Origin of the sequence: Campylobacter jejuni (assembly GCF_001457695.1) — a bacterium.
GTDB classification, from domain to species: Bacteria; Campylobacterota; Campylobacteria; order Campylobacterales; family Campylobacteraceae; genus Campylobacter_D; species Campylobacter_D jejuni.
On record NZ_LN831025.1, the window covers coordinates 782,829 to 804,601 of the forward strand.

At 29.5% G+C, this 21,773-nt stretch carries 22 protein-coding genes and 1 pseudogene; 8 read left to right on the top strand and 15 right to left on the bottom strand.

What is annotated here, in order from left to right:
* Nucleotides 1-77 precede the first annotated feature (77 nt).
* The gene (locus AT682_RS04035) at nucleotides 78-1,202 is read left to right on the top strand and encodes a metallophosphoesterase (protein ID WP_002882322.1); all 1,125 of its coding nucleotides are present in this window, start codon (nucleotides 78-80) and stop codon (nucleotides 1,200-1,202) included.
* Nucleotides 1,199-1,999, top strand: coding sequence for a phosphatidylserine decarboxylase (gene psd / locus AT682_RS04040; protein ID WP_002882320.1), 801 nt, complete (start codon nucleotides 1,199-1,201; stop codon nucleotides 1,997-1,999). The genes AT682_RS04035 and psd overlap by 4 nt, the downstream gene beginning before the upstream one ends.
* On the opposite strand, the gene AT682_RS04045 is transcribed toward psd, so the two are convergent.
* Genes AT682_RS04045 through AT682_RS04075 form a run of 7 tightly spaced genes read right to left on the bottom strand, consistent with a single transcriptional unit; the run spans nucleotide 1,996 to nucleotide 7,975 of the window.
* Nucleotides 1,996-2,277, bottom strand: a complete 282-nt coding sequence (locus AT682_RS04045) for a FlhB-like flagellar biosynthesis protein (protein WP_002852641.1) — start codon at nucleotides 2,275-2,277, stop codon at nucleotides 1,996-1,998. The two genes, psd and AT682_RS04045, sit on opposite strands and share 4 nt — an antisense overlap.
* Nucleotides 2,274-4,370 (bottom strand): flagellar hook-length control protein FliK, encoded by a 2,097-nt coding sequence (gene fliK, locus AT682_RS04050; protein ID WP_002882319.1) that lies wholly within the window; start codon nucleotides 4,368-4,370, stop codon nucleotides 2,274-2,276. The genes AT682_RS04045 and fliK overlap by 4 nt, the downstream gene beginning before the upstream one ends.
* Complete coding sequence (locus AT682_RS04055) at nucleotides 4,363-5,550, bottom strand: MFS transporter (protein WP_002882317.1); 1,188 nt, start codon at nucleotides 5,548-5,550, stop codon at nucleotides 4,363-4,365. The genes fliK and AT682_RS04055 overlap by 8 nt, the downstream gene beginning before the upstream one ends.
* The gene (locus AT682_RS04060) at nucleotides 5,528-6,031 is read right to left on the bottom strand and encodes a membrane protein (protein WP_002882316.1); all 504 of its coding nucleotides are present in this window, start codon (nucleotides 6,029-6,031) and stop codon (nucleotides 5,528-5,530) included. Before AT682_RS04060 ends, AT682_RS04055 begins: the two co-directional genes overlap by 23 nt.
* Nucleotides 6,031-6,360: an AtpZ/AtpI family protein gene (locus AT682_RS04065; protein ID WP_002852414.1), complete on the bottom strand. Its 330-nt coding sequence runs from the start codon at nucleotides 6,358-6,360 to the stop codon at nucleotides 6,031-6,033. Before AT682_RS04065 ends, AT682_RS04060 begins: the two co-directional genes overlap by 1 nt.
* The gene (gene hemL / locus AT682_RS04070) at nucleotides 6,357-7,631 is read right to left on the bottom strand and encodes a glutamate-1-semialdehyde 2,1-aminomutase (protein WP_002882315.1); all 1,275 of its coding nucleotides are present in this window, start codon (nucleotides 7,629-7,631) and stop codon (nucleotides 6,357-6,359) included. The genes AT682_RS04065 and hemL overlap by 4 nt, the downstream gene beginning before the upstream one ends.
* Nucleotides 7,628-7,975 (bottom strand): c-type cytochrome, encoded by a 348-nt coding sequence (locus tag AT682_RS04075; protein ID WP_002882314.1) that lies wholly within the window; start codon nucleotides 7,973-7,975, stop codon nucleotides 7,628-7,630. The genes hemL and AT682_RS04075 overlap by 4 nt, the downstream gene beginning before the upstream one ends.
* Nucleotides 7,976-8,054: 79 nt before the next feature.
* Here AT682_RS04075 and folD point away from each other — a divergent pair, with 79 nt between their 5' ends.
* Nucleotides 8,055-8,903: a bifunctional methylenetetrahydrofolate dehydrogenase/methenyltetrahydrofolate cyclohydrolase FolD gene (folD, locus tag AT682_RS04080; RefSeq protein WP_002852542.1), complete on the top strand. Its 849-nt coding sequence runs from the start codon at nucleotides 8,055-8,057 to the stop codon at nucleotides 8,901-8,903.
* Nucleotides 8,904-8,912: 9 nt separating this feature from the next.
* On the top strand, nucleotides 8,913-9,761 hold the full coding sequence (lepB, locus tag AT682_RS04085) for a signal peptidase I (RefSeq protein WP_002882313.1): 849 nt from the start codon (nucleotides 8,913-8,915) through the stop codon (nucleotides 9,759-9,761).
* Nucleotides 9,762-9,782: 21 nt separating this feature from the next.
* On the opposite strand, the gene moeA is transcribed toward lepB, so the two are convergent.
* From moeA to xerD, 6 genes are all read right to left on the bottom strand, one after another.
* On the bottom strand, nucleotides 9,783-10,943 hold the full coding sequence (gene moeA / locus AT682_RS04090; protein WP_002882312.1) for a molybdopterin molybdotransferase MoeA: 1,161 nt from the start codon (nucleotides 10,941-10,943) through the stop codon (nucleotides 9,783-9,785).
* Nucleotides 10,940-12,196: a UDP-N-acetylglucosamine 1-carboxyvinyltransferase gene (murA, locus tag AT682_RS04095; RefSeq protein WP_002870028.1), complete on the bottom strand. Its 1,257-nt coding sequence runs from the start codon at nucleotides 12,194-12,196 to the stop codon at nucleotides 10,940-10,942. Before murA ends, moeA begins: the two co-directional genes overlap by 4 nt.
* A gap of 65 nt (nucleotides 12,197-12,261) precedes the next feature.
* Nucleotides 12,262-12,690, bottom strand: a complete 429-nt coding sequence (gene fspA2, locus AT682_RS04100; RefSeq protein WP_002882310.1) for a flagellum-secreted nonflagellar protein FspA2 — start codon at nucleotides 12,688-12,690, stop codon at nucleotides 12,262-12,264.
* Nucleotides 12,691-12,816: 126 nt separating this feature from the next.
* Nucleotides 12,817-13,383, bottom strand: a complete 567-nt coding sequence (gene pabA / locus AT682_RS04105) for an anthranilate synthase component II (RefSeq protein WP_002868820.1) — start codon at nucleotides 13,381-13,383, stop codon at nucleotides 12,817-12,819.
* Nucleotides 13,380-15,164: a bifunctional chorismate-binding protein/class IV aminotransferase gene (pabB, locus tag AT682_RS04110; protein WP_002882308.1), complete on the bottom strand. Its 1,785-nt coding sequence runs from the start codon at nucleotides 15,162-15,164 to the stop codon at nucleotides 13,380-13,382. Before pabB ends, pabA begins: the two co-directional genes overlap by 4 nt.
* Entirely contained in the window at nucleotides 15,154-16,218 is a 1,065-nt protein-coding gene (gene xerD, locus AT682_RS04115; RefSeq protein WP_002882306.1) for a tyrosine-type recombinase/integrase, read from the bottom strand. Before xerD ends, pabB begins: the two co-directional genes overlap by 11 nt.
* 628 nt (nucleotides 16,219-16,846) lie before the next feature.
* Between xerD and AT682_RS04120 the strand changes: the two genes are divergently transcribed.
* The 4 genes and pseudogenes from AT682_RS04120 (at nucleotide 16,847) to dsbA (ending at nucleotide 20,991) form a co-directional block, all read left to right on the top strand.
* Nucleotides 16,847-17,509 carry a thiol:disulfide interchange protein DsbA/DsbL gene (locus AT682_RS04120; RefSeq protein ID WP_052802221.1) on the top strand — a complete coding sequence of 221 codons (663 nt, stop codon included), beginning with the start codon at nucleotides 16,847-16,849 and terminating at the stop codon, nucleotides 17,507-17,509.
* Nucleotides 17,506-18,303, top strand: coding sequence for a protein-disulfide oxidoreductase DsbI (gene dsbI, locus AT682_RS04125; RefSeq protein ID WP_002883558.1), 798 nt, complete (start codon nucleotides 17,506-17,508; stop codon nucleotides 18,301-18,303). The genes AT682_RS04120 and dsbI overlap by 4 nt, the downstream gene beginning before the upstream one ends.
* Nucleotides 18,304-18,579: 276 nt before the next feature.
* Nucleotides 18,580-20,264, top strand: a pseudogene (locus AT682_RS04130) (aryl-sulfate sulfotransferase).
* A gap of 85 nt (nucleotides 20,265-20,349) precedes the next feature.
* On the top strand, nucleotides 20,350-20,991 hold the full coding sequence (gene dsbA, locus AT682_RS04135) for a thiol:disulfide interchange protein DsbA/DsbL (RefSeq protein ID WP_016818243.1): 642 nt from the start codon (nucleotides 20,350-20,352) through the stop codon (nucleotides 20,989-20,991).
* 34 nt (nucleotides 20,992-21,025) lie between these two features.
* Here dsbA and AT682_RS09515 read toward each other — a convergent pair whose 3' ends face one another.
* On the bottom strand, nucleotides 21,026-21,238 hold the full coding sequence (locus AT682_RS09515) for a cytochrome C (RefSeq protein WP_169313239.1): 213 nt from the start codon (nucleotides 21,236-21,238) through the stop codon (nucleotides 21,026-21,028).
* Nucleotides 21,214-21,687, bottom strand: coding sequence for a c-type cytochrome (locus tag AT682_RS09780; RefSeq protein ID WP_016818241.1), 474 nt, complete (start codon nucleotides 21,685-21,687; stop codon nucleotides 21,214-21,216). Before AT682_RS09780 ends, AT682_RS09515 begins: the two co-directional genes overlap by 25 nt.
* Between the last annotated feature and the right edge of the window lie 86 nt (nucleotides 21,688-21,773).

Here is a 21,773-nt window from a genome sequence, read left to right on the forward strand (position 1 = left end):
CTTTAAAATTATTTAAAAGCTTATTATAACAGAAAAATTTATACGGATATTTAATTTTACTTGGTTATAATACTTTTATGATATTTTTAATTTTTTCTTTCATTGTATTATTGATTTTTGGCTTAGCAAATGTTTATATTTATAAAAGATTAATCAAGAAAATTACTCTTTTTAAGTATTTTTATAAAATTTTTTCCTTTATTTTTATTGTGCTTTTTTTAGCTCAAGCTGTGTTTTTAATATTTCGTAGAGATGAATATTTAAGTGATACTTGGTATGAAATTTTAGCCATGCTTTATGCGCCGACTTATTGTTTGTTTTTTATGACTTTAGCTTGGGATTTTATTAAATTGATTTTAGCTCTTATGGGTAAAAGAGATAAAAAATATAATCTTATTTTGCGTTTGATTTTTGAGCTTTCTCTTATAGTTTTAAGTGTGTTTTTAATTTATATAAGTATAAATAATGCTCTAAAAATACCTGAAGTAAAGAGTGTTGATGTTGAAATACCAAATCTTAAACAAGATCTAAAAATTGCCATGCTTACCGATATACATTTGGGTAAAAATTTGCATGAAAATTTTTTAGATAAGCTCATCACTAAAGTGAATTTGCAAAGTCCTGATATAGTTGTAATAGTAGGAGATCTGATTGATACTAATCCTAAAGATTTAAAAAATTACATCTCAAAACTTAATGATTTTAACTCCACTTACGGAACTTTTTATGCTTTGGGAAATCATGAGTATTATCATGGTATCAATGAAGTTTTGGATTTACTTAGAAAACATACTAATATGAAAATTTTAGTCAATCAAAATTTAGATTTGGGTTTTATAAATATTGCTGGACTTGGAGATTTAGCCGGACTTGATAGGGGTTTATATGCTCCTGATTTAGCAAGAATAAAAGTGGATTTAAATACAAGTAAAGCTAGTATTTTACTCACACATCAACCTAAAACAGCTTTGCTTTATGATTTAAGTGATTTTGATCTTGTTTTAAGTGGGCATACACATGGAGGGCAAATTTTCCCTTTTATGTTTTTAGTTAAACTTCAGCAAGGTTTTGTTCATGGGCTTTATGATTTAGGAGAAAAAACTAAGCTTTATGTGAGTAGTGGAGCAGGATTTTGGGGGCCAAGTCTTAGAGTTTTTGCTCCGAGTGAAATAGTGATTTTAAATTTAAAAGGAAAAAAATGAGTTTTTCAAAAGAAAGTTCGAGACTTTTTGGTTTTGTAGCGGGGATTAAATTTCCTAAAATGATACAAAAAGTTATTAATGAAAATTATGTTAAGTATTTTAATATCAATATGAGTGAGTTTAAAGCTCCTTGTGAATATGAGAGTTTAAATGCTCTTTTTACAAGAACTTTGCAAATTCCAAGAAAATTTGAAGAAGGTTTTATCAGTCCAAGTGATGGTAAAATTTTAGAGTGTGGAAGTACTTTTTTGGCAAATGAAGAACATTTTGCTTTTTCTATAAAAGGACATACTTATAGCATTGAGGAGCTTTTAAAAGATAGCTTTGAAAAAGATGAGCTTAAAAATGGGCTTGATTATGTCAATATCTATCTTTCTCCAAAAGATTATCATCGTTATCACAGCCCTTGTGATATGCAAATTTTAAGTGCAACTTACACAAGTGGTGCCCTTTATAGTGTAAATGAAAAGCATTTAGAACGCATTAGTAATTTGTATGTAAAAAATGAAAGAGTGAGTTTAAAATGTCAAAATGAAAAAGGTATTTTTTGGCTTGTTTTTGTAGGAGCGCAAAATGTAGGAAAAATGCGTTTTAATTTTGATATAAGCATACAAACCAATACTAAAATTTCTCATAATTTTACTAGAAAATATGAAAATTTAAATCTAAAAAAAGGCGAAGAACTAGGAAATTTTGAACTGGGTTCTACTATAGTTTTAATCTCTCAAAAAGGGATTTTAAATTTTAATTTAAAAGCAGGGCAGGGTATTAAATTTGGAGAAAAAATAGCGGATTAGTTTTTAGGAGTTTTATTTGCCATTTGATAGATAAAGGCAAAAACTTCAGCTACAGCTTTATACATATTAGGTGGAATTTCATCACCTAAGTCAAGCTTGCTTAAAATTTCTATTAAATCTTCATCTTCTTTAATGGGAACTCCGTGTTCCTTGGCTAAAGAAATAATTTTAGCAGCACTTTCGCCTTTGCCACTTGCAAGCACTTTTGGTGCAGAGTTTTTTTCTTTTTGATAGCCTAGGGCTACGGCTTTTTTAATCGATCTTTTGATTTTGCTCATACTTTTTTATCCATACCCATTTCAAGATCTAAATTTTTCATATTTCTAGTATCAAATTTACTTCTTATGATATCACCTACAAAGAAATTTGCACTTAAAAGTCCTGCTTTATTGATATTTCTTTTAAGCTCATGGGCATTTTCATAGATGGTTTTTCTAAATTCAATATTTTCTGCCATAATATTAATATCTATATATTTTTCATTATTTAAAGAAATAAGAATTTCCAAATCCCCAAGTTTTGCAAATTCGAGTTTAATCTGAGCAAAAAATTTATCCTTTTTTCCGCGTCTAAACATAATTTTAGAATCATTTAAATCATCCCAAGAAAAAGGCAGATAAGTATTGATAGAATCATTAGCTAAAGACATAAGCTGATTGATTTCAATTTGCGCTAAAAGACGATTAGCTTGATTATATACAGCTTCATTGCCTTCATTTTTAGCCAAATTTGAAATTTGCAAAAGTGTTGATTTTACATCATGATGTAAAGATTCAGCTATATCTTGTTCTGTTTTTGGTTTAATTTGCACTAGATCTTTGGTAGAAAGATTGAGTTTGTGTTCGAGATTTTTAAGTTCTGCTTGATTAAGCTTGGCATTTTGAGTATAGGGTTCAAGTTCTTTTAAGCTTTCATTAAGTCTACGAGAAAGATTGCTTAAATTTTTACTTAAATCTTGCACTTGTTCTAGATCTAAATTTTCTACATTAAATGCTAAATTTTTTACAATATTTTGTTTTATAAATTCCTGATTTTTAAAAATATTTTGCATAGTTTGGTTATTGTTAGATTGAATATTTTGAGAATTATTTAAATTTTGCGTGTTGTTTGTGTTAGTATTTGTATTGATTGAAGTTTTGCTTTCTGTTTTTGTTTCATAAAATTTTGGATTTTCTTTGATATTTTCTTCGTGAGTTTTTGTGCTAGAATCTAAATTTGCATTAACTTCTTTTTTAGGTAAATTTTCTTCGTTTTTTACATTTTGCTTAATATCGGTTTTAGTATCATCTGTGAGAGTTTCTTCTTTTGATGCTTTTATATGTTTTTCTTCATCTTGGTTTTTTGTGTTATGATTAAGTTTTTCTTCTTTCATATTTTCTTTGTTACTTAAAAGATTTTCTAAAATATTTTCTTTATCTTGTATTTTAGAAGCTTGATTGCCTAGTATATTTTTTAAAGTATTTTCAAGTTTTTCAAAGGCGGTAGCAGTTTGTTTAAGGATGTTTGGATCTTTTATCATTAAATTTTCTGGCTTATTAAGAGCTTTGAAAAAATCATTTTTGATGGAATTTAATTCTTTTAAAATTTTATTAGCTATAGGGGTGATTTTTTCTTGAGCATAACTGGGATTTTTACTTATATAATTTTTAAAATTTTCCAATTTAGAACTTAAATTTAAAAGTGCTTTAAAAGAACTTTGATTTAAAATTTGCTTATTTTCATTTTTGCTAGAATTAATAATATTTTTTAATTCTTTTAAAGTGTCTTTTGGGCTTAAATTTGTATTTGCAAGCTGGGCTATCTGAACGCTTAGTTTTTCGCTACTAAGACCTTTGATTGTACTTAAAAGAGAGTGAAAACTTTTGGGTAGTAATTCTTCGTTTAGGGCATCTTTTAATTTAGCTTCTAAAAATACGCCTGAATTTTTAAACAAAGGAGCTAAGTTATTGTTTTTTATTTCACTGGCAGGTTTTAAAATTTGATTTAATCTGTCTAAAACTTGTGTAAAAGTATCACTTTTTGCAAGTTCTGTACTTAAGATTTTTAATTCATTAGCAAAATTAGGAGCTAAATTTAAATTTTTTCCTTGTTTAAGTACAGGGGAATCGGGATTTTTTTGAGCATTGATTTGATCTAAAAGTTTATTAACAAGTTCTTTTAATTTGGTACCTGTTTCATTTTGAACAAATTTTGCTAGTATTTCCTCACTACTAGCGTCCTTGCTTAAACCTAAATTTTGCTTTAAAGCTTGTGCAAGTGCTTCTTTTGGATTGTCTTTTAAATTTGTTTTATCTTTTGAAGCAGAGTTATCTACTTTTAAATCATTTTTTTGCGTATTGGCAATTTGACTTGCTAGTTGAGTATTAATCATCAAATACCACCATATTTCCAGGCTTTTTCTTAAATTTTTTATTTAAAATATTTGGTTTATTGATAGCAAAAAGAATTAAAAATGCTAAAGAAACTATATAAAACCATATAAAACCCTTGATTTCAAAATATTGCATTAAAAAACCTAAAATTAAAGGGCCAAACAAAGAGCCCAAAGAATAGCAAAAAAGAACTCCACGACCTAACTCTACGCCTTTATTTTTGCTTACTAAAACATCATTTGCTCTAGCAAGTGCTAAAGCATATAAACAAAATATTCCTATACCAAGAGTAATTCCTAAAAAATATTGCATATACAAGTGAAGTTTAAAAAAGATAAATATAAGCATAGTGACAAATCCTATGCTTGCGCAAGTGATAATGGCAAATTTGCGACCAAGTTTATCTGAAATAGTTCCTATGATGGTTTGTGCAATAAAACCACCTAAAACCCCACAAAATATAAAATAAGAAACCGCTTTTGTATCAAAACCTTGCAAAAGTATAAATAAAGATGCCATAGAAAAAAAGCCATTTATAAGCATTCCGGCTATAAAGCTTGTGACGATAGCTAAAGGAGCTATATCAAAAATTTTAGGTATAGAAATAGGACTTGATGCGGGTAAAACAGGTTCTTTGATTTTAATTAGATTTAAAGGTAAAGATGAAAGTAAAATTAAAGTTGCACTGAGAATAAATACACTATGTTTGCTTAAATTTAACGCTATGATTAAAACTCCAATACCAAACGCAAGATAAAAAACAATTTCATAAAAACCTAAAATTCTAGATCGAATGGCATTTTTGCTTTTTTCATTAAGCCATGATTCTATGACCATTAAAAGTCCATAGTAGCAAATCCCTATGAAAAATCTTAAAATAGCCCAAAAAATAAGATTTTCGCTTACTGTATGAAGCATAGCTGAAATTCCAAAAATAGCACCAAATAGCCCAAAAGAGCGTATATGACCTATACGAGAAATAATTTTATGAGCACTGATGGTTCCAACAAGAGCGCCTATAAAAAAACAAGAACTTACCACTCCAACAGCTAAAGAACTTTCTCCGTTTTCTTTTAATATAACACCTATAGAGCTTACTATCAAGGCATTACCTGCAAATAAAAATGCCATACCAGCAAAAAGTGCTGTCATTGATTTAATAATTTTTTTTGGACTCATACTTTTTTATATATAAAATAAAAATAAACACACAAACTAGCAAGGATGAAATTCCACAAATATAAGCAAAGATATCTAATCTATCTTGGCGATGTAAAAATAAAAATCCAGCAACCAATATTACATAAGCCATCAATTTAAAGAGAGTAAAAAACATAGCAAAAAAATGGATTTTCTCTTTAACATTTGGCTTTAAATCGTCTTTTAGAACTTTAAAATGAATAATTTTTGATAAATTTTGTTTTTTTTTGACAAAAAGCGATGAAATGAAATTAAAATCTTTTTCATAATTTTTTGATTTTTTTATAATGACTTTTTTATAATTTAAATAAGAAGCAAAAATAATCAATAAAACACTAAAAAAAGCTATTTCATAGCTTAAAAATGTATCTAATTTAAAATGATTTAACGATGAAAATATGATCCAAAAAAATAAATGAATAATGGCAAAAATACAAAATAGAGCTTTTTTATGTTCCATTATTTGTTCTTTTCTTTTTGAATTTTTTCTTTGATCAACTCATCTCTTTCTTTAAATTCTTCATAGCTTTTTACTTGAACTTTATAAGCTTTGTAAACATTAAGTATAGCAGCACTGATCCCCCAAAAAACTCCAAGCCAAAAAAGCCAAGGATAAGGAGTAAATTTTTTAAGTAAATATCCTATTCCCACACCTATAAATACAGCAACAACCATAGAGATGCCAAGACTTAAACCATCCGCAGCTTCAAGAGTTTTGCGAATGATTTTTTGTCTTTTACTGTTGGAATTTTCTAAGTGATTTTTTTCTTCTTTTAAAATATTGCTCATATTCTTTTAAAGCTTTCCCTAACAGCCTCTAGTGTTGTATCTATAATTTTATCATCCATTTTTGAACATATAAAGCTTGTTTCAAATTGAGAAGGTGCTAAATAAATTCCATTTTCAAGCATATTTTTGTGAAATTTTGAAAATAATGCTAGATCGGATTTTAATGCATCTTGGTAGTTTGATACAGGATCTTTGGTGAAAAAGTATCCAAACATAGAACCTACATGACAAACTTGCAGTGGAAGTCCTTTTTCATCTGCTAATTTTTTCATTCCTTGGGTAAGTTTTTTTGCTAATTTTCCAAGTTTGTCATAAAGCTTGGTTTTCTTTTTGGCTTTTGTAAGGCTTGCTATACCTGCAGCCATTGCTAAAGGATTTCCACTTAAAGTTCCTGCTTGATAAACTCCACCCAAAGGACTTAAAATATCCATAATTTCAGCTCTAGAAGCAAATGCTGCTGCAGGTAGACCGCCTCCTATTACCTTACCAAAAGTAATTATATCTGCTTGGATATGATTGATTCCATAGGAACCAAGGTAAGATGCTCTATATCCACTCATTACTTCATCAAAAATCAGCAGAGTTTGATTGTTTTTACAGATCTTAGCAAGTTCTTCTAAAAAATCTTGTTTAGCTGGAACTAACCCCATATTTCCAGCAATAGGCTCAATGATAACACATGCAATATCTTTATTTTTTTCAAAAAGCTCTTTAACGCTATTTATATCATTATATTTAGCTACTAAAGTGTGTTTAGCTACATCTTCTAAAACACCCAAAGAACTAGGAGAGTTAAAAGTAGCAGCACCACTTCCTGCACCCACTAATAATGAATCAGAATGCCCGTGATAACATCCTTCAAATTTTAAAATTTTATCTTTTTTAGTAAAACCACGGGCAAGACGAATAGCACTCATGGTTGCTTCTGTTCCACTGCTTACAAAGCGGATCTTTTCTAAATGAGGAAAATCAGATAAAACAAGCTTGGCAAGTTCAGTTTCTAATAAAGTTGGAGCTCCAAAACTTGAACCTTTATGAAGTGCTTTTTGACAAGCTTTTTGTATATCTTTATCACAATGTCCAAAAAGTAAAGGCCCCCAGCTTTGAACATAGTCTATATAAGAATTTCCATCTATATCGAAAATATAAGCACCTTTTCCATGAGAAATAAATTTTGGCTCACTTTGAACATTTGCAAAAGCACGAACTGGAGAATTTACACCACCTGCGATGAATTTACACGCTTCTTTAAAAGCTTTTTTGTTTGTCATTTTTCTTCCTTGCTAAATTGCTTGATGTAATTATATAAAGTTACAATTTCATCATTTGTTAAAGAGTAATTTGGCATGATTGATTTTGCGTCTTTACTCTGATTAAGAGAATTTTTAAAATTCTCAAAACTAAGATTTTGTATACTTGGAACTTTATAAGCTGTTTTAATACCATTTTTCATATAATATCCTAAAATTTGTTCGCTTCCATCTGCTCCATGACATTCTTTACAACTAATGCCCCTTGGATTTTCATAAAGCATTTTAGAGTATTCTTTAAGAGTGATAAAATCAGCACCAAAAAAACTGATACTAAATAAAAAAAACATTAAAACAATTTTCAAAGTTTCACCTTGTTAATGAAGTTTTAATATGATACAATTTTTACTTTAAAAAAGTGATTAAATTTATAGAAGGAAAATAATGACTTTGCTTGATGGTAAAGCTTTAAGCGCAAAAATCAAAGAAGAATTAAAAGAAAAAAATCAATTTTTGAAAAGCAAAGGGATTGAAAGCTGTTTAGCTGTTATCTTGGTTGGAGATAATCCTGCAAGTCAAACTTATGTAAAATCTAAGGCTAAAGCCTGTGAAGAATGTGGAATTAAATCTTTAGTGTATCATCTTAATGAAAATACTACACAAAATGAACTTTTGGCATTGATTAATACCTTAAATCACGATGATAGTGTTCATGGAATTTTGGTTCAGCTTCCCTTACCTGATCATATTTGTAAAGATTTAATACTTGAAAGTATTATAAGTAGTAAAGATGTTGATGGTTTTCATCCTATTAATGTAGGATATTTAAATTTAGGCTTAGAAAGCGGGTTTTTGCCTTGTACTCCACTTGGAGTTATGAAGCTTTTGAAGGCTTATGAAATTGATTTAGAAGGAAAAGACGCTGTTATTATAGGTGCTTCAAATATAGTAGGTCGTCCTATGGCTACTATGCTTTTAAACGCTGGAGCTACAGTAAGCGTTTGTCATATTAAAACCAAAGATTTGAGCCTTTATACTAGGCAAGCTGATTTGATTATAGTAGCAGCAGGTTGTGTGAATTTACTTCGATCGGATATGGTAAAAGAAGGAGTGATTGTTGTTGATGTTGGAATTAATCGTCTTGAAAGTGGAAAGATAGTTGGAGACGTGGATTTTGAAGAGGTATCTAAAAAATCTAGTTATATAACTCCTGTTCCAGGTGGAGTAGGTCCTATGACTATAGCCATGCTTTTAGAAAACACAGTTAAATCTGCTAAAAATAGACTTAATTAGGGAAAATCTATGGAAATTTTAAAGAAATTATATAAATTTTCACAGTCTTGGACTGGAACTGTAGTTATTGTTCTTTTGGTGATTTTTTTCTTTATACAAGCTTTTGTTATTCCTTCTGGTTCTATGAAAAACACCTTGTTGGTGGGGGATTTTTTATTTGTTAAAAAATTTAGTTATGGTATCCCAACTCCTCATATTCCTTGGCTGGAAATTCCTGTTTTGCCAGATTTCAATAAAGATGGGCATTTGATAAAAGCACAAGGGCCACAAAGAGGAGATATAGTCGTTTTTAGAAATCCTAGAAATGAAAAAGAACACTTTGTAAAGCGTTGTGTAGGCACAGGAGGAGATAGGATAGTTTATGCAAATAAAACACTTTATGTAAGAATGCATGAGAGTGATGATTTTATGAGAGAACATTATCCGAATGATCTTGTTACTCTTGGAGGGCAAATTTATGTAAAAGAACCTTATAAACAAAAAGGTATTCATTATGATCCAAAAAAAGATATAGAAAGTGATATTTTACGCTTTCTTAGCATAGGTGATTTTGCCATGTCTCCAACTTATATTAAAGAACTTGGAAATCATATAGGTTTTAGCGGCGGAAATGCTTATGTTTTTGATGTGCCTGAAAATGAGTATTTCATGATGGGTGATAATCGTGATTATTCTTATGATAGTCGTTTTTGGGGTTCTGTTCCTTATAGGTTGATAGTAGGTAAACCTTGGTTTGTATATTTCTCTTGGGATAAAGATAAAAATGTTCGCTGGGAAAGGATAGGGCGTTTTGTTGACACCTTGGAAAATGATGAACAATATATCCATGATCATGATGATGAGGATAAATTAAGCTAATGTTTGTGAAAAACACAAACATTATATTTTTAAAAGCGTGATTTCATCACCTTTTTTTAATTCACCTGTATTTTCTTCACTTATAAGTAAAAACTCACTTTTAATAAGTGGAAGTATCATACCAGATCCAAATTTATTTTCATTAAATGGTGTAAAAATATCTTTTTCTAAATTTCCTAAAATGAGATTGTTTCTTCCACTTTTAAGCTTTAAATCCATACCCATTGTAGCATGAAATTTTAAAGGATTGTCTAGGTTTCCACTTAATAAAGCAATAATTTTTTTAGCAAAAATAAAACAAGAAAGATAAGCTGCCATAGGATTTCCTGGTAAAATCAATACGAAATTTTCACCTTTTCTATAAAGCTTAGTAGGTCTTGCAGGGCGTGCTTTTAGTCCTTTAAAAAGCGGAGTAAAGCCTAATTCATCTAAAGCTTTTTCCATAAAATCAGCCTCGCCAACGCTTGCACCTCCTGAAGTGATTAAAAGATCAAAATTTGTATTTTCTAAAGCCTCTTTAGTGCTTTTAAAATTATCTTTGATAATACCTAAATAAGAAACATTTTGAAGCATGGTTAGTAAAGGCAAAGCATTGGCATTATAAATACTTTCTTCATCGCATTCTTGCCAAGGTTCTTTTAGCTCATTTCCACTTGAAAAAATACCTATGCGAATTTTTCTTATGACTTCTATTTTATAAAGGCCTTGAGAAGCAAGCAGGGCGATATGTTTATCATTAAGTTTGGTGCCTTTTTGAAGTAAAATTTCACCTTTTTTTAATTCTTCGCCTTTATAGCGATAGGCATTGTATTGTTTAGGGGCTTTTTTAATGATGAGTTTATTTTCTTCTATATACTCATCTTCTAACATTAAGATAGTATCAGCATTTTTGGGCATTTTAGCCCCTGTCATGATTTTATAGCATTCATTCTTAGCAACTGTATAAAAATTTTTATCTCCTGCAAAAATAGTCCCTTTAATCTCCAAAGCCTCATTGATATCAGTATAATTAAAAGCATAGCCATCAAGAGCAGCATTGTCAAAACTAGGTAGATTTTTTCTAGCGTATAAATCTTTAGCTAAAATTCTATCCTTTGCTTTTTCAAGGCTAATAAGCTCACTTTCATCTAAACATGAAATTTGATTTTCTAAGTCTTTTAAGGTTTCAAAGATATTTTTCATTCTTCAAGCCTTGTGATTTTCACACCCAAATCTTTAAATTTTTCTTCTAAATTTTCATAACCCCTATCAAGATGGTAAATTCTATGGACTTTGCTTGTGCCTTTAGCTGCAAGAGCTGCTAAGATAAGGGCTGAAGAAGCACGCAAATCTGTAGCCATGACATCAGCAGCGTTAAGTTCTTTTCCGCCTACTATGGTGGCAATATGACCATTTAGTTTAATATCTGCACCCATTCTTAAAAGTTCACTTACATGCATGAAACGATTTTCAAATAGTCTTTCATCAATAATACTAGTTCCATTAGCTTTTAAAGCTAGTGCCATAAACTGTGCTTGCATATCGGTTGGAAAGCCTGGATATTCACTTGTCATGATTTCTACAGGTTTAATTTCTTTAGCAGGAAGTAGGGTGATACTATCTTCTGCAATCAAAGTTTCAAAACCCATTTGATGAAGTTTTGCTAAAACTGCACTAAGATGAGTGGCGTTAACTTTATCTAAAGTAATTTTAGAATTTGTAATAGCCCCTGCACAAAGATAAGTTCCTGCCTCAATTCTATCAGGTATAACGCTAAATTCTTTAAATTCTAAAAGTTCTCCATCGCTACCATAAATTTCAAGTTCATCTGTACCTATGCCTTTGATTTCAAGTCCTGCGTCTTTTAAAACTTCGCAAAGTTGAACTACTTCGGGTTCTTTTGCAACATTTAAGAGCTTGGTTTTACCTTTAGCTAAAGCTGCTGCCATGATGATGTTTTCACTACCTGTAACCGTGATTTTATCAAAAAGAATTTCATTGCCTTTTAAATTTCCACTAGCTACGACATAGCCTTGTTTAATTTGTATATTTGCCCCCATTTTTTCCAAGGCTAAAAGATGTAAATCAATAGGTCTTTGTCCTATAGCACATCCACCAGGCAAAGATACTTCACAATGCCCAAAACGAGCAAGTAAAGGCCCTAGAGTAAGTATAGAAGCACGCATTTTACGCACAATGTCATATTTAGCTATGGTTTGATTAAGAGTGTTTGTGTTTAATAAGGCACTATTGTTTTGAAAATTGACCTTAGCTCCTAAATTTTCTAGCAAAGATATAAGAGTTTTTATATCAGCAACATTAGGAACATTGTTGATTTTTACTTCATTTTTAGCAAGTATGCTTGAAACGATCAAGGGTAGGGCAGCATTTTTTGCTCCGCTTATTGTAACATTTCCGCTTAGATGATTTGTGCCTTCGATTTCTAGATAAGTCATATTTTTCCTTGAAAAAGTTTAAAAATGCATCATTATAGCATTCTTAAACTTTTGAAAAAATATAATCAAGCTTGTTGGCTTTGGAGTTCTTGAATTTGAGCTTGAATTACATCTGCTTGAGATTTTAGCACATCAATTTGTTTTTGAAATGTCGTTTTCATTTGTTCGTTAGCGTTTGTCATTTTTTGAGCAAGTTCTGCAATTTTAGCTAAAATTTCAGCTAATTTTGCTATTAAAGCCTCTAATGCGGGATTTACGCCACCTTTGCTATTTTGAATGGAATTTTGGTCTTTGTGGTTTTCTATTTTTTCTTGACTTACTTTGATTTCATATTCTTTTTCATTTTTTGAATTTGTTTGACTTAAGCTTCTTGCTTCATCTGAAATTTGAATTTTAACCACATTGTCACTATGAACATTACTTGCCAAATCATTGTTTTTGTTTATTTGTGTTTGATAATTGCTAAAATTTTTTGTCAAAGTATCTATTTTCATCTTAAATCTTTTTAAATTAATTTGTATTGTTATCGGTTTTTTTATTTATAAATTTATATTAATGATAATTATTTTAAGGATATTTTATTTTAGATTTTCATATTTATATTTTAAATGCAAAAAAGACTAAAGTTTCATAAAGTTTTTAAGTATTTTTTTGCCTTTTTGAGTTAAAACTGCTTCGGGGTGAAATTGTAATCCATAAATAGGATATTTTTTATGTTTAATTGCCATAATAATATTTTCTGAATTATGAGCTAAAATTTTGCATTTTTCAGGCATGGAGCTAATGTGTAAAGAATGATATAAGCAAATTTCAATTTCTTGTTTAATACCCTTAAAAATAGGATCTTTTTTAAAATAAAGTTTAGAAATTTTACCATGCATGGGATTTTGCATTTTAGAAACCTTACCGCCAAAAATTTCAGCTATACACTGATGTCCTAAACATATGCCTAAAATTTTTTTATTTTTTTTAAAATATTTGATTGCTTTTAAGCTTAATTTAGATTCCTTAGGAGAATGAGGACCAGGAGAAATGATAAGATGAGTAAAATCAAATTTTTCTAATTCTTTGGCTTTTTTAAAGGCATCGTTTTTTATCACTTTACATTCAAAACCAAGTTCTTTAAGATAATAGATGATGGTGTAACTAAAAGAATCATAATTATCTATAAATAAAATTTTCTTCATTGTAATTTTACCTTTTTTAAACCACGCACGGAATTAATGCAATAAATATTTTCTGCTTCAAATAAATCTTGTTTAAATAATGCTTTTTCTTTTATCAAGCCAAGATTGATTAAGAAATTTCTATATACGCCATTTAACATACCGCTTTGAATTTGTGGAGTATAAAATTGAGCGTTTTTTTCTAAGATGAGATTGGTTCTTGAGCCTTCGCAAAGTTCATCTTTTTCGTTAAAAAAAGCTATGTCATAACACAAGTTTTGCTGCCATTTGTATGAGTGTTGATTATAAAAAGTACGTAAAGAGCTTTTGTGATAGAGATTGTCACTTTTTGAGTTAATTTTATCATCACTTAAAAGCAAAATATCGTTTGAATTTTGTTTTAAGGCACTTTGTTGAAATTCGTATCTTCCGTCTTTGTATAAAATAAGCTTTAAAATTCCTTCTTTATGTGGATTTTTAAAGGGTAGGGGAAAATTATAAAATAAAGAGTGTTTTTTGTGGAAAATTTTTTCATCGAGTTTAAAAAGTGTAAAATTTTGATATTCTTTATAAGAACTTTTTTGATTTAAAATATTATAAAAATCTTTAAAGAGCTTGTGAGTATTAAAATTAAATTTAAGAGCTGAATTTATAAGCCTTAATAAATGTTCTTTTAAAAATAAAATTTGAGAATTTTTAAAATACATGGTTTCAAAAAGATGAAAATCACAAGGATTTAAGATCGCGCTTTTAAGTTTTAATTCTTCAAATTCATCTTTAAATTTTGAGTCCCAAACCAAGCCGCTACCCGTGCTATAAGTATAAATTTCATCTTGTTTTTCTAAGGTGCGTATGGCTACGCTAAATTTATTTTTATTTTTGTGTATTAAACCTATAGTTCCGCAGTAAATACCACGATCTCTTTGTTCTAATTCTTCAATAAATTTAATACTTTCAAGCTTTGGAGCACCTGTAATAGAACCACAAGGAAAGAGAGCTTTAAAAATTTGATATAAAGAAATATTTTTTTTAAGTTTTCCTTGTACGCTTGAAGTCATTTGATGTAAAGTAGGGTGACTTTGAATTTCAAAAAGTTTGGTTTTTAAGCTTTTTTTTGTGATGATTTTTGAAAGATCGTTGCGTAAAAGATCACAAATCATAACATTTTCACTCAGATTTTTTGTATCATTTTGCAAGAAAATTTTATTTTCTTCATCTTTTATAGGATCTTTATCACGCTTAATTGTGCCTTTCATAGGTTTTGTAAATATTTTTCTTTTTTTGGTTTTGAAGAAAAGTTCAGGAGAAAAGGATAAAATTTCTCTTGTTTCATCTTTTATAAAAGCTTTAAATTCAGTATCTTGTCTAGAAAGCAAAAGTTTAAAAAGTTCAAAAGAATCCATTTTGCTATGAAATTTAAAATTTTGAGTAAGGTTGATTTGATAAACTCTTCCTTTGGAGATTGCCTCTTTAACCTTGATGAAATTTTCCTTGTAATTATCTTGATCTAAAAAATTTATAAATTCAGGAATAAATTTTTCTTCATCGATATCTTCTTTTTGAAATTTTTTTCTTTTTTTAAAAGCAAATACAGACAAATAAGCCTTTTTGCTTGTGAAATTTTTATCTTGAAAATATCTATATAGCTCATAATCAGCAAGCATTAAAATATAAAAATCATTTTTATATTTTTCTATAAATTTAAAGCATTTTTTACTTTCTTTGTGGTTAAAGGCTTTTAAAGTGTGTTTTAAATCATGGTAAAAATATTTACCAAAAACAGCATAGTTTTCAAGAGTCACTTAATTCCTTTGCAACCTGTGCGGCAAGTTTTAATTTATTATTATCAAAATGAGTGTAAATTCTTGAGGTATTTAAACTTGCATGCCCTAAAGCTTCTTGAACTAAAACTAAATCTTTTTGCTTTTTATAAAGCAGGGTGGCAAAAGTATGACGCAACATATGAGCACCATTTTTTTGTTTGCGAATTCCTGCACGAAATAAAAGCTGTTCTACTATGCGACTGACATAAGATTGAGTCAGTGGAGTGCCTTTTTTATTGACAAAAAGTAGGGCGTCTTTACTCATATAATTAATACTTACATTTTTAAGCAAATCGTAAATAAGTTCTTTTTTTATCATTACAACACGATATTTATTGCCTTTAGCTCTTATTCTTATGATATAAAGATCGTTTTCTTCGCTAATATCACCCATTTTGATATTGATAGCTTCACTTACCCGTATGCCTGTAAAAATGATGATTTTAATAATAAGTTTATTGCGTATGGTATTGTTTTTAAAATCTGCATTTTTAATAGCATCAAGAAATTTTTTAAGCTCTTCTTCACTCATAAATTCAGGTAATTTTACCCCTTTAGAACCTGCTATACCTGCCCAGTTTTTAAGATTGATATCGAAAATATGTGCTTTTTCATCTTCTTCATTTTGCTTGTCTAAAAAATCAAAAAAATTAATCACAGCAATACGGTAATTTTTTTTGCTTGCATCTGATAAAGCACCTGTTATACTTGCTAAAACTTCTACAATGAGTTCTTCATCAATCTGTTTTAAAGAGTAAAGCTTATAAAAATTTAAATATTCAAATACTTTTTTTAAAGGATTAAAATAAGTATTAACTCCACTTAAACCAGCATTTCTTGCTTTTTTTGCTAGAGCGTCAAGTTCATCAATATTTTTTACACCTTTTGTAAGAGCAAAATTAACTTCTGCTAAAGCTTGTGGATTTTTTAACTCTTTGTTAGATAGTGAGTTGAGTTTAAATTTTACATATTTTGCTAACCAAAATAAGAATGATTTTTCAAAATTTTCTTCACAATCTAAAGGGTATTTCATAAAAACTTTTCCTAAATCTAAAATTTTAGCTTTTTAACTAGAAAAGGTATTTTAGTATTAACTTAGTAAAAAAAAGCTTTTTTAGGAAAAAGTTTGTTTTTATATGCAAGGCAAAAAGATTGAAATATTTTTATTAAATAAATCTTATATCAATCATAAAAAGATATGATAAAAGGTAAAAATATATAAAATTTATAATTTTGTATTGAAAACTGTAATTTTCAAACTTTTTTATATACACCTAGATTATTCTACTTTGATATAGATTAAGCTACTATTTTTACATACTTTTATGATTTTACCTTTTGAGTGAAATAAACTTATCCATAAAATATAATGTAAAAAATTGATAATTTTATTTCGTAAATTAAAATTATATTTTACTTTTCTTGAAAACTATAAAGAATATTTAAAAATTAAATTATTTTATATTATTATCAAAATATACATAAAAATGATAACTTGTGCATTAAATTTTTTAACCCCCTATTCTTGATTTTTAGTTAAAGTAAATATTCTTAGTTATAAAATTTTTTAAGAATATTTTTATTTTAATAGTGTTATAAATAGTTATTACATAAAAACTTAATAAAAAGTTTTATCAAAACCAAATTTCAAGGAGAGGGTAATGAAATTTCCAGTAAAATTAGCAAGATCTATTGTTGTATGTGCTTTTTTAGCAGGTATAAGTGCTAGCGCATTAAGTGAAGGTAAAGAATATGTAATTCTTAAAAATCCTATTGCTAACGCTGATAATTCATTGATTGAAATTTTTTCTTATCACTGTACTCATTGTTATGATCATCACAAATTTAATACCATGGGTAAAGTTAAAGAAAAATTACCTAATTTAACTTATAAATTTTATCCTGTAAGTTCTATGGGAGATTATGGAAGGCAAGCTAATGAAATTTTTGCTTTTGCGGCATTTAAGGATGGTGTAAATAAAATTGATCCTACGGATAAAAATAGTTTAACTCATAAAGTCGCTGAAGCTTATTTTAATGCATATTTTAAGAAAAAACAAAGATGGGAAAATGGTAAAAATCCTGAAGCTTTTTATAGTGTCGGTTTAAAAGCAATGAATGTAAGTAAAGCTGATTTGGAAAATTTCTTAAAAACTCCAGAGGCTGCAGAGCTTTTAAAAAGTTATGAAATTGCCAATCCTATTTCGCAAAATTATGGCACCCCTGCTTTTGTTGTTAATGGAAAATATCAAATCATTCCAAGTGCAATCAACTCTCCAGAGACTTTGATTGAAATTACTAAAGAACTTAGCAAGCAAAAATGAGTTGTATAAAAATGAAAGATAAATGCAGAAATTTTTCACTTTCTAAATGGCAAGATACGCGTAAACCTTGGTTGATTTTGATTATAGTTACTATAGGACTTACTTGTATAGCACATTTTTTATTTCAAGAATATCTTTTTATGGAACCTTGCGAACAATGTGTGTATATAAGATTTGATATGCTTGTTATGGCTATAGGTGGTATGATTGCATTAATCAACCCTGCAAATAATATTATAAAAATTTTTTCTTATAGCTTAGCTTTTTATGGAATTTGGCTTGGCTTGGAGCATTGTCTAACTTTAAATCATATTCATGAAGTGGTTCATTCTGAAAATCCTTTTGCAGGTGTAGATGGATGTCGTGAAATTCCTATCTATCCATTTAATTTACCTTTGCATGAATGGGCTCCTAGTTGGTTTTTGCCAACAGGAGAATGTGGGATGGATACCCCTGTAGTTCCAGAAAATGCTTATAATCATCTCAATGCTTTTCAAAAATTTTTTATAGGAACTCTACCTGATTTTGAAAATGGGCTTTATAGCAATGGTTGGTATTTGATTCCTAGTTTAAAGTTTATGAATATGGCAATTTGCTGTCTTATAGCATTTTTATGTTGTTTTATTGTGCTTTTTGCAATGTTTATAGCCTATGTTTTAGATAAAAATAAACCTAATGCTAAAATTTTTGCATTGGTGATTGTTATTTTGGTTTTAGTGCTTAAATTTATAGGCGAACCAAAAAATCCAAATCAAAATATAGCTAGTTTAAACCATTTAAATCAAGTTGTTTAAAGATACTCTTAAAATACACAACAAATTATTTTTGTTGTGTATTATTAAAATTTTATTAAGCTATCTTAGGATGGCTTAAATAATTTTAAAGGATTGATCATGAGACTTAGCAAAACTCTTTGCATGGCACTTTTGGCGGGTTCTACCCTACTTGCACCTAATGCTTTAATGGCCATGGGTGGTCCTAGTGGAGCGAAAATAGATTGGCAAATTCAAGGGCAAATAGGTGCGATTAAAATGAATCCTTATGGATTGTCTCCTTTGACCGCTATTATCATGGATAATGGCTATGTTTTAAGTGATATAAAAGTAACCATTGTTCCTAAACCAAATGGCCAAACTATCTCTTATAATGTGAATTCTAAAATGGCTAAGACTTATGGTGGAATTCCTATTTTTGGACTTTATCCTTCTTATTTAAATACAGTAAAGGTAAGTTATACTAAAACTGCAAATGGTAAAAGTCAAAAAGTCATTGATGAGATTTATAAAATTACAACTCCAGGGGTTAGCATAGAACCAAGTGGAAGTACTGATCAAACAGGAACTCCTTTTGAAAATGTGAAAGTATTAAAAATGGATCCAAAATTTTCAGATAGGCTATATTTAGTAAATAATGCTCCTGGAAAACAGTCTGGCAAAGGCTCACAATCTGTATGGAATAATCCTGTAGGTGGTGATATGGAATGGGATGAAAATTCAAATGTCTTTATCATAGATATCAAGGGTGAAATCAGATGGTATTTTGATAACGATAAACTAATGAACTGGGACAATATTTATAATCGTGGAATTATGATGGGCTTTCATCAAAACAAAGATGGAGCTTTAACTTGGGGATTTGGTCAAAGATATGTAAAATACGATGTCTGGGAAGAGAAATTTTCAATCGCAAATTACCTGCTGCCTATATAGATTTTTCTCATGCTATGGACAATATGCAAAATGGGCATTATTTATTAAGAGTAGCTTCAGCAAATACTTTGCGTCCAGATGGTAAGCATGTACGCACAGTGCGTGATACTATTGTAGAAGTAGATGAGAATGGTAATGTTGTTGATGATTGGAGATTGTATGAGATTTTAGATCCTTATAGAAGTACCATTATCAAAGCTTTAGATCAAGGTGCAGTGTGTTTAAATATAGATGCAAGCAAAGCGGGTAAAACCTTAAGCGATGAAGAGCTTGCCAAAATGGATGAAAGCGATAAATTTGGAGATATAGCAGGTGCAGGTATAGGTAGGAATTGGGCTCATGTAAATAGCGTTGATTATGATCCAAGTGATGATAGTATTATTATTTCTAGTCGCCATCAAAGTGCTGTTGTTAAAATTGGTCGTGATAAAAAAATAAAATGGATTTTAGGGGCACATAAAGGGTGGAATAAAGAATTTCAAAAATATTTATTGCAACCTGTAGATAAAAATGGCAAAAAAATTGTTTGCGATGATGATTATAGCAAATGCCCAGGTTATGAAAATGAAAATGGTGGATTTGATTTCACTTGGACGCAGCATACAGGCTGGAGAATTGATAGTAAATCAAACAAGCGTTATATTTATATAAGTGTTTTTGATAATGGTGATGCAAGAGGAGCTGAACAACCTGCATTTGCAAGTCAAAAATATTCTCGTGCTGTAATTTATAAAATCGATCAGCAAAATAAAACCGTGGAACAAATTTGGGAATATGGTAAAAATCGTGGAAATGAATGGTTTTCTCCTGTAACTTCTTTAACTCAATATGAACCAGATAAAGATTCTATTGTGGTTTATAGTGCAACAGCTGGAATGGCTTTTGACCTTAGCAAAGGTGTAAGTCTTGGGGAACCAAAACCTGAAATTGATGAATTTAACTGGGGTGCTAAGGAACCTTCGGTTCAAATTCAATTTAGCGGTTCAGGCACGGGTTATCAAGCAATGCCTTTTAGTGTTGATCAAGCATTCAATCCTAAAAAATAACAATAAGCCCAAAAATAAATTTGGGCTTATTTATTTTTTTTAAATAAAATTATCTTTGAAAATTTTATTTAACCAAGGATATAATATGCGTAATTTTTTTTGCAAATTTGTTTTAGCTCTTGTATTTTATTCAAGTTTTGCATTAGCAAATAATAGTTTTATTACCCTTAATCCAAGTTTACCCAACTCTGAAAATAGTGTAATAGAAGCATTTTCTTATAAATGTATACATTGTTATAATCATCATAAATTTGGAACTCTTGAAAAACTGAGAGAAGCTTTTCCAAATTTACATTTTAAACTCTATCCTGTAAGTTTAATGAATGGGGAATTTTCCAAAGAAATGAATGAGCTTTTTGCCTTTGCTCAATACAAAGATAAGCAAAATGGTAAAGATGCGAGTTATTCTGATAGTTTATCTCATAAACTTGCTGATGTTTATTTTGCTTCTTATTTTTTAAACAAGCAAAGAAATTTTTCAAATTTAGATGAATTTTACGACATAGGTTTAAAGGCTATGAATGTAAATAAAAATGAAGTATTAAATTTTTTAAATACCCCAAAAGCTAAAGAAATTTTAAGCGAGTTTCAAAGAGCTAATGATATAGCTAAAACCTATGGCACCCCTGCTTTTGTTGTTAATGGAAAATATCAAATTAACCCAAGTGCAATCAATTCGATGCAAGATTTAGAAGATCTAGTTAAAAAATTAAGTAATATGAAATAATAAATTTTTAAGGCAATAAAAATTGCCTTAAAAATTATTTTTTGATCATATTTGTATAAGGTCCATAGCGATGTTGGGTTGTAGAAAAGCTATCGTCATAAGGTCCCACATCCATATCTAAAGGCTTAACCTTTCTATTTGGAAAGTCTTCATCTCTATTTGCTTTAATAGGGCGAGCTTGTGAATTCATGTAAGCTGCTACATCATAAGCATCTTCAAGACTTAAGTCAGGTGCACCTTGAGGCATATTTTCTTTAATATAAGAAGCAGCTTTGATAAGACGATACATTCCAGCTCCTGTGTTATAACTATCATCACCCCAAAGTGGTGGATAAAGATAATACGCCCTGCGCTATCCTCATTTTTAAGCCCCAAGCCATTTTCTTGATGACAAACGGCACATTTATCCATATAAATTGCCTTACCTTTTTTAGGATCAGCTGCTCTTGAGATGAAATCTATTTTCTTAAGTCCCTGTCCTTCTATCTTAGCTCCTACTGGAACTCCTTGAGATAACCATTGCATATAAGTTAGCATGGCTTTCATTTCAGGCGCATCACTAGACATTCTTTTATCATTTATAGAGCGTTCAAAACAGCCATTGATCCTATCTGCTAAGGTAATTACTTTATCTCCTCTGGCATTATATTGTGGAAATCTTGCCCAAATTCCTACAAAACCCGATTGATTTTGCACACTTCCACCATTAGCATGACAGCTTGAACAAGAAAGATTATTTCCCGCAAATCTTTTTTAGGATCTTTGGCCTGTGGACCCACATA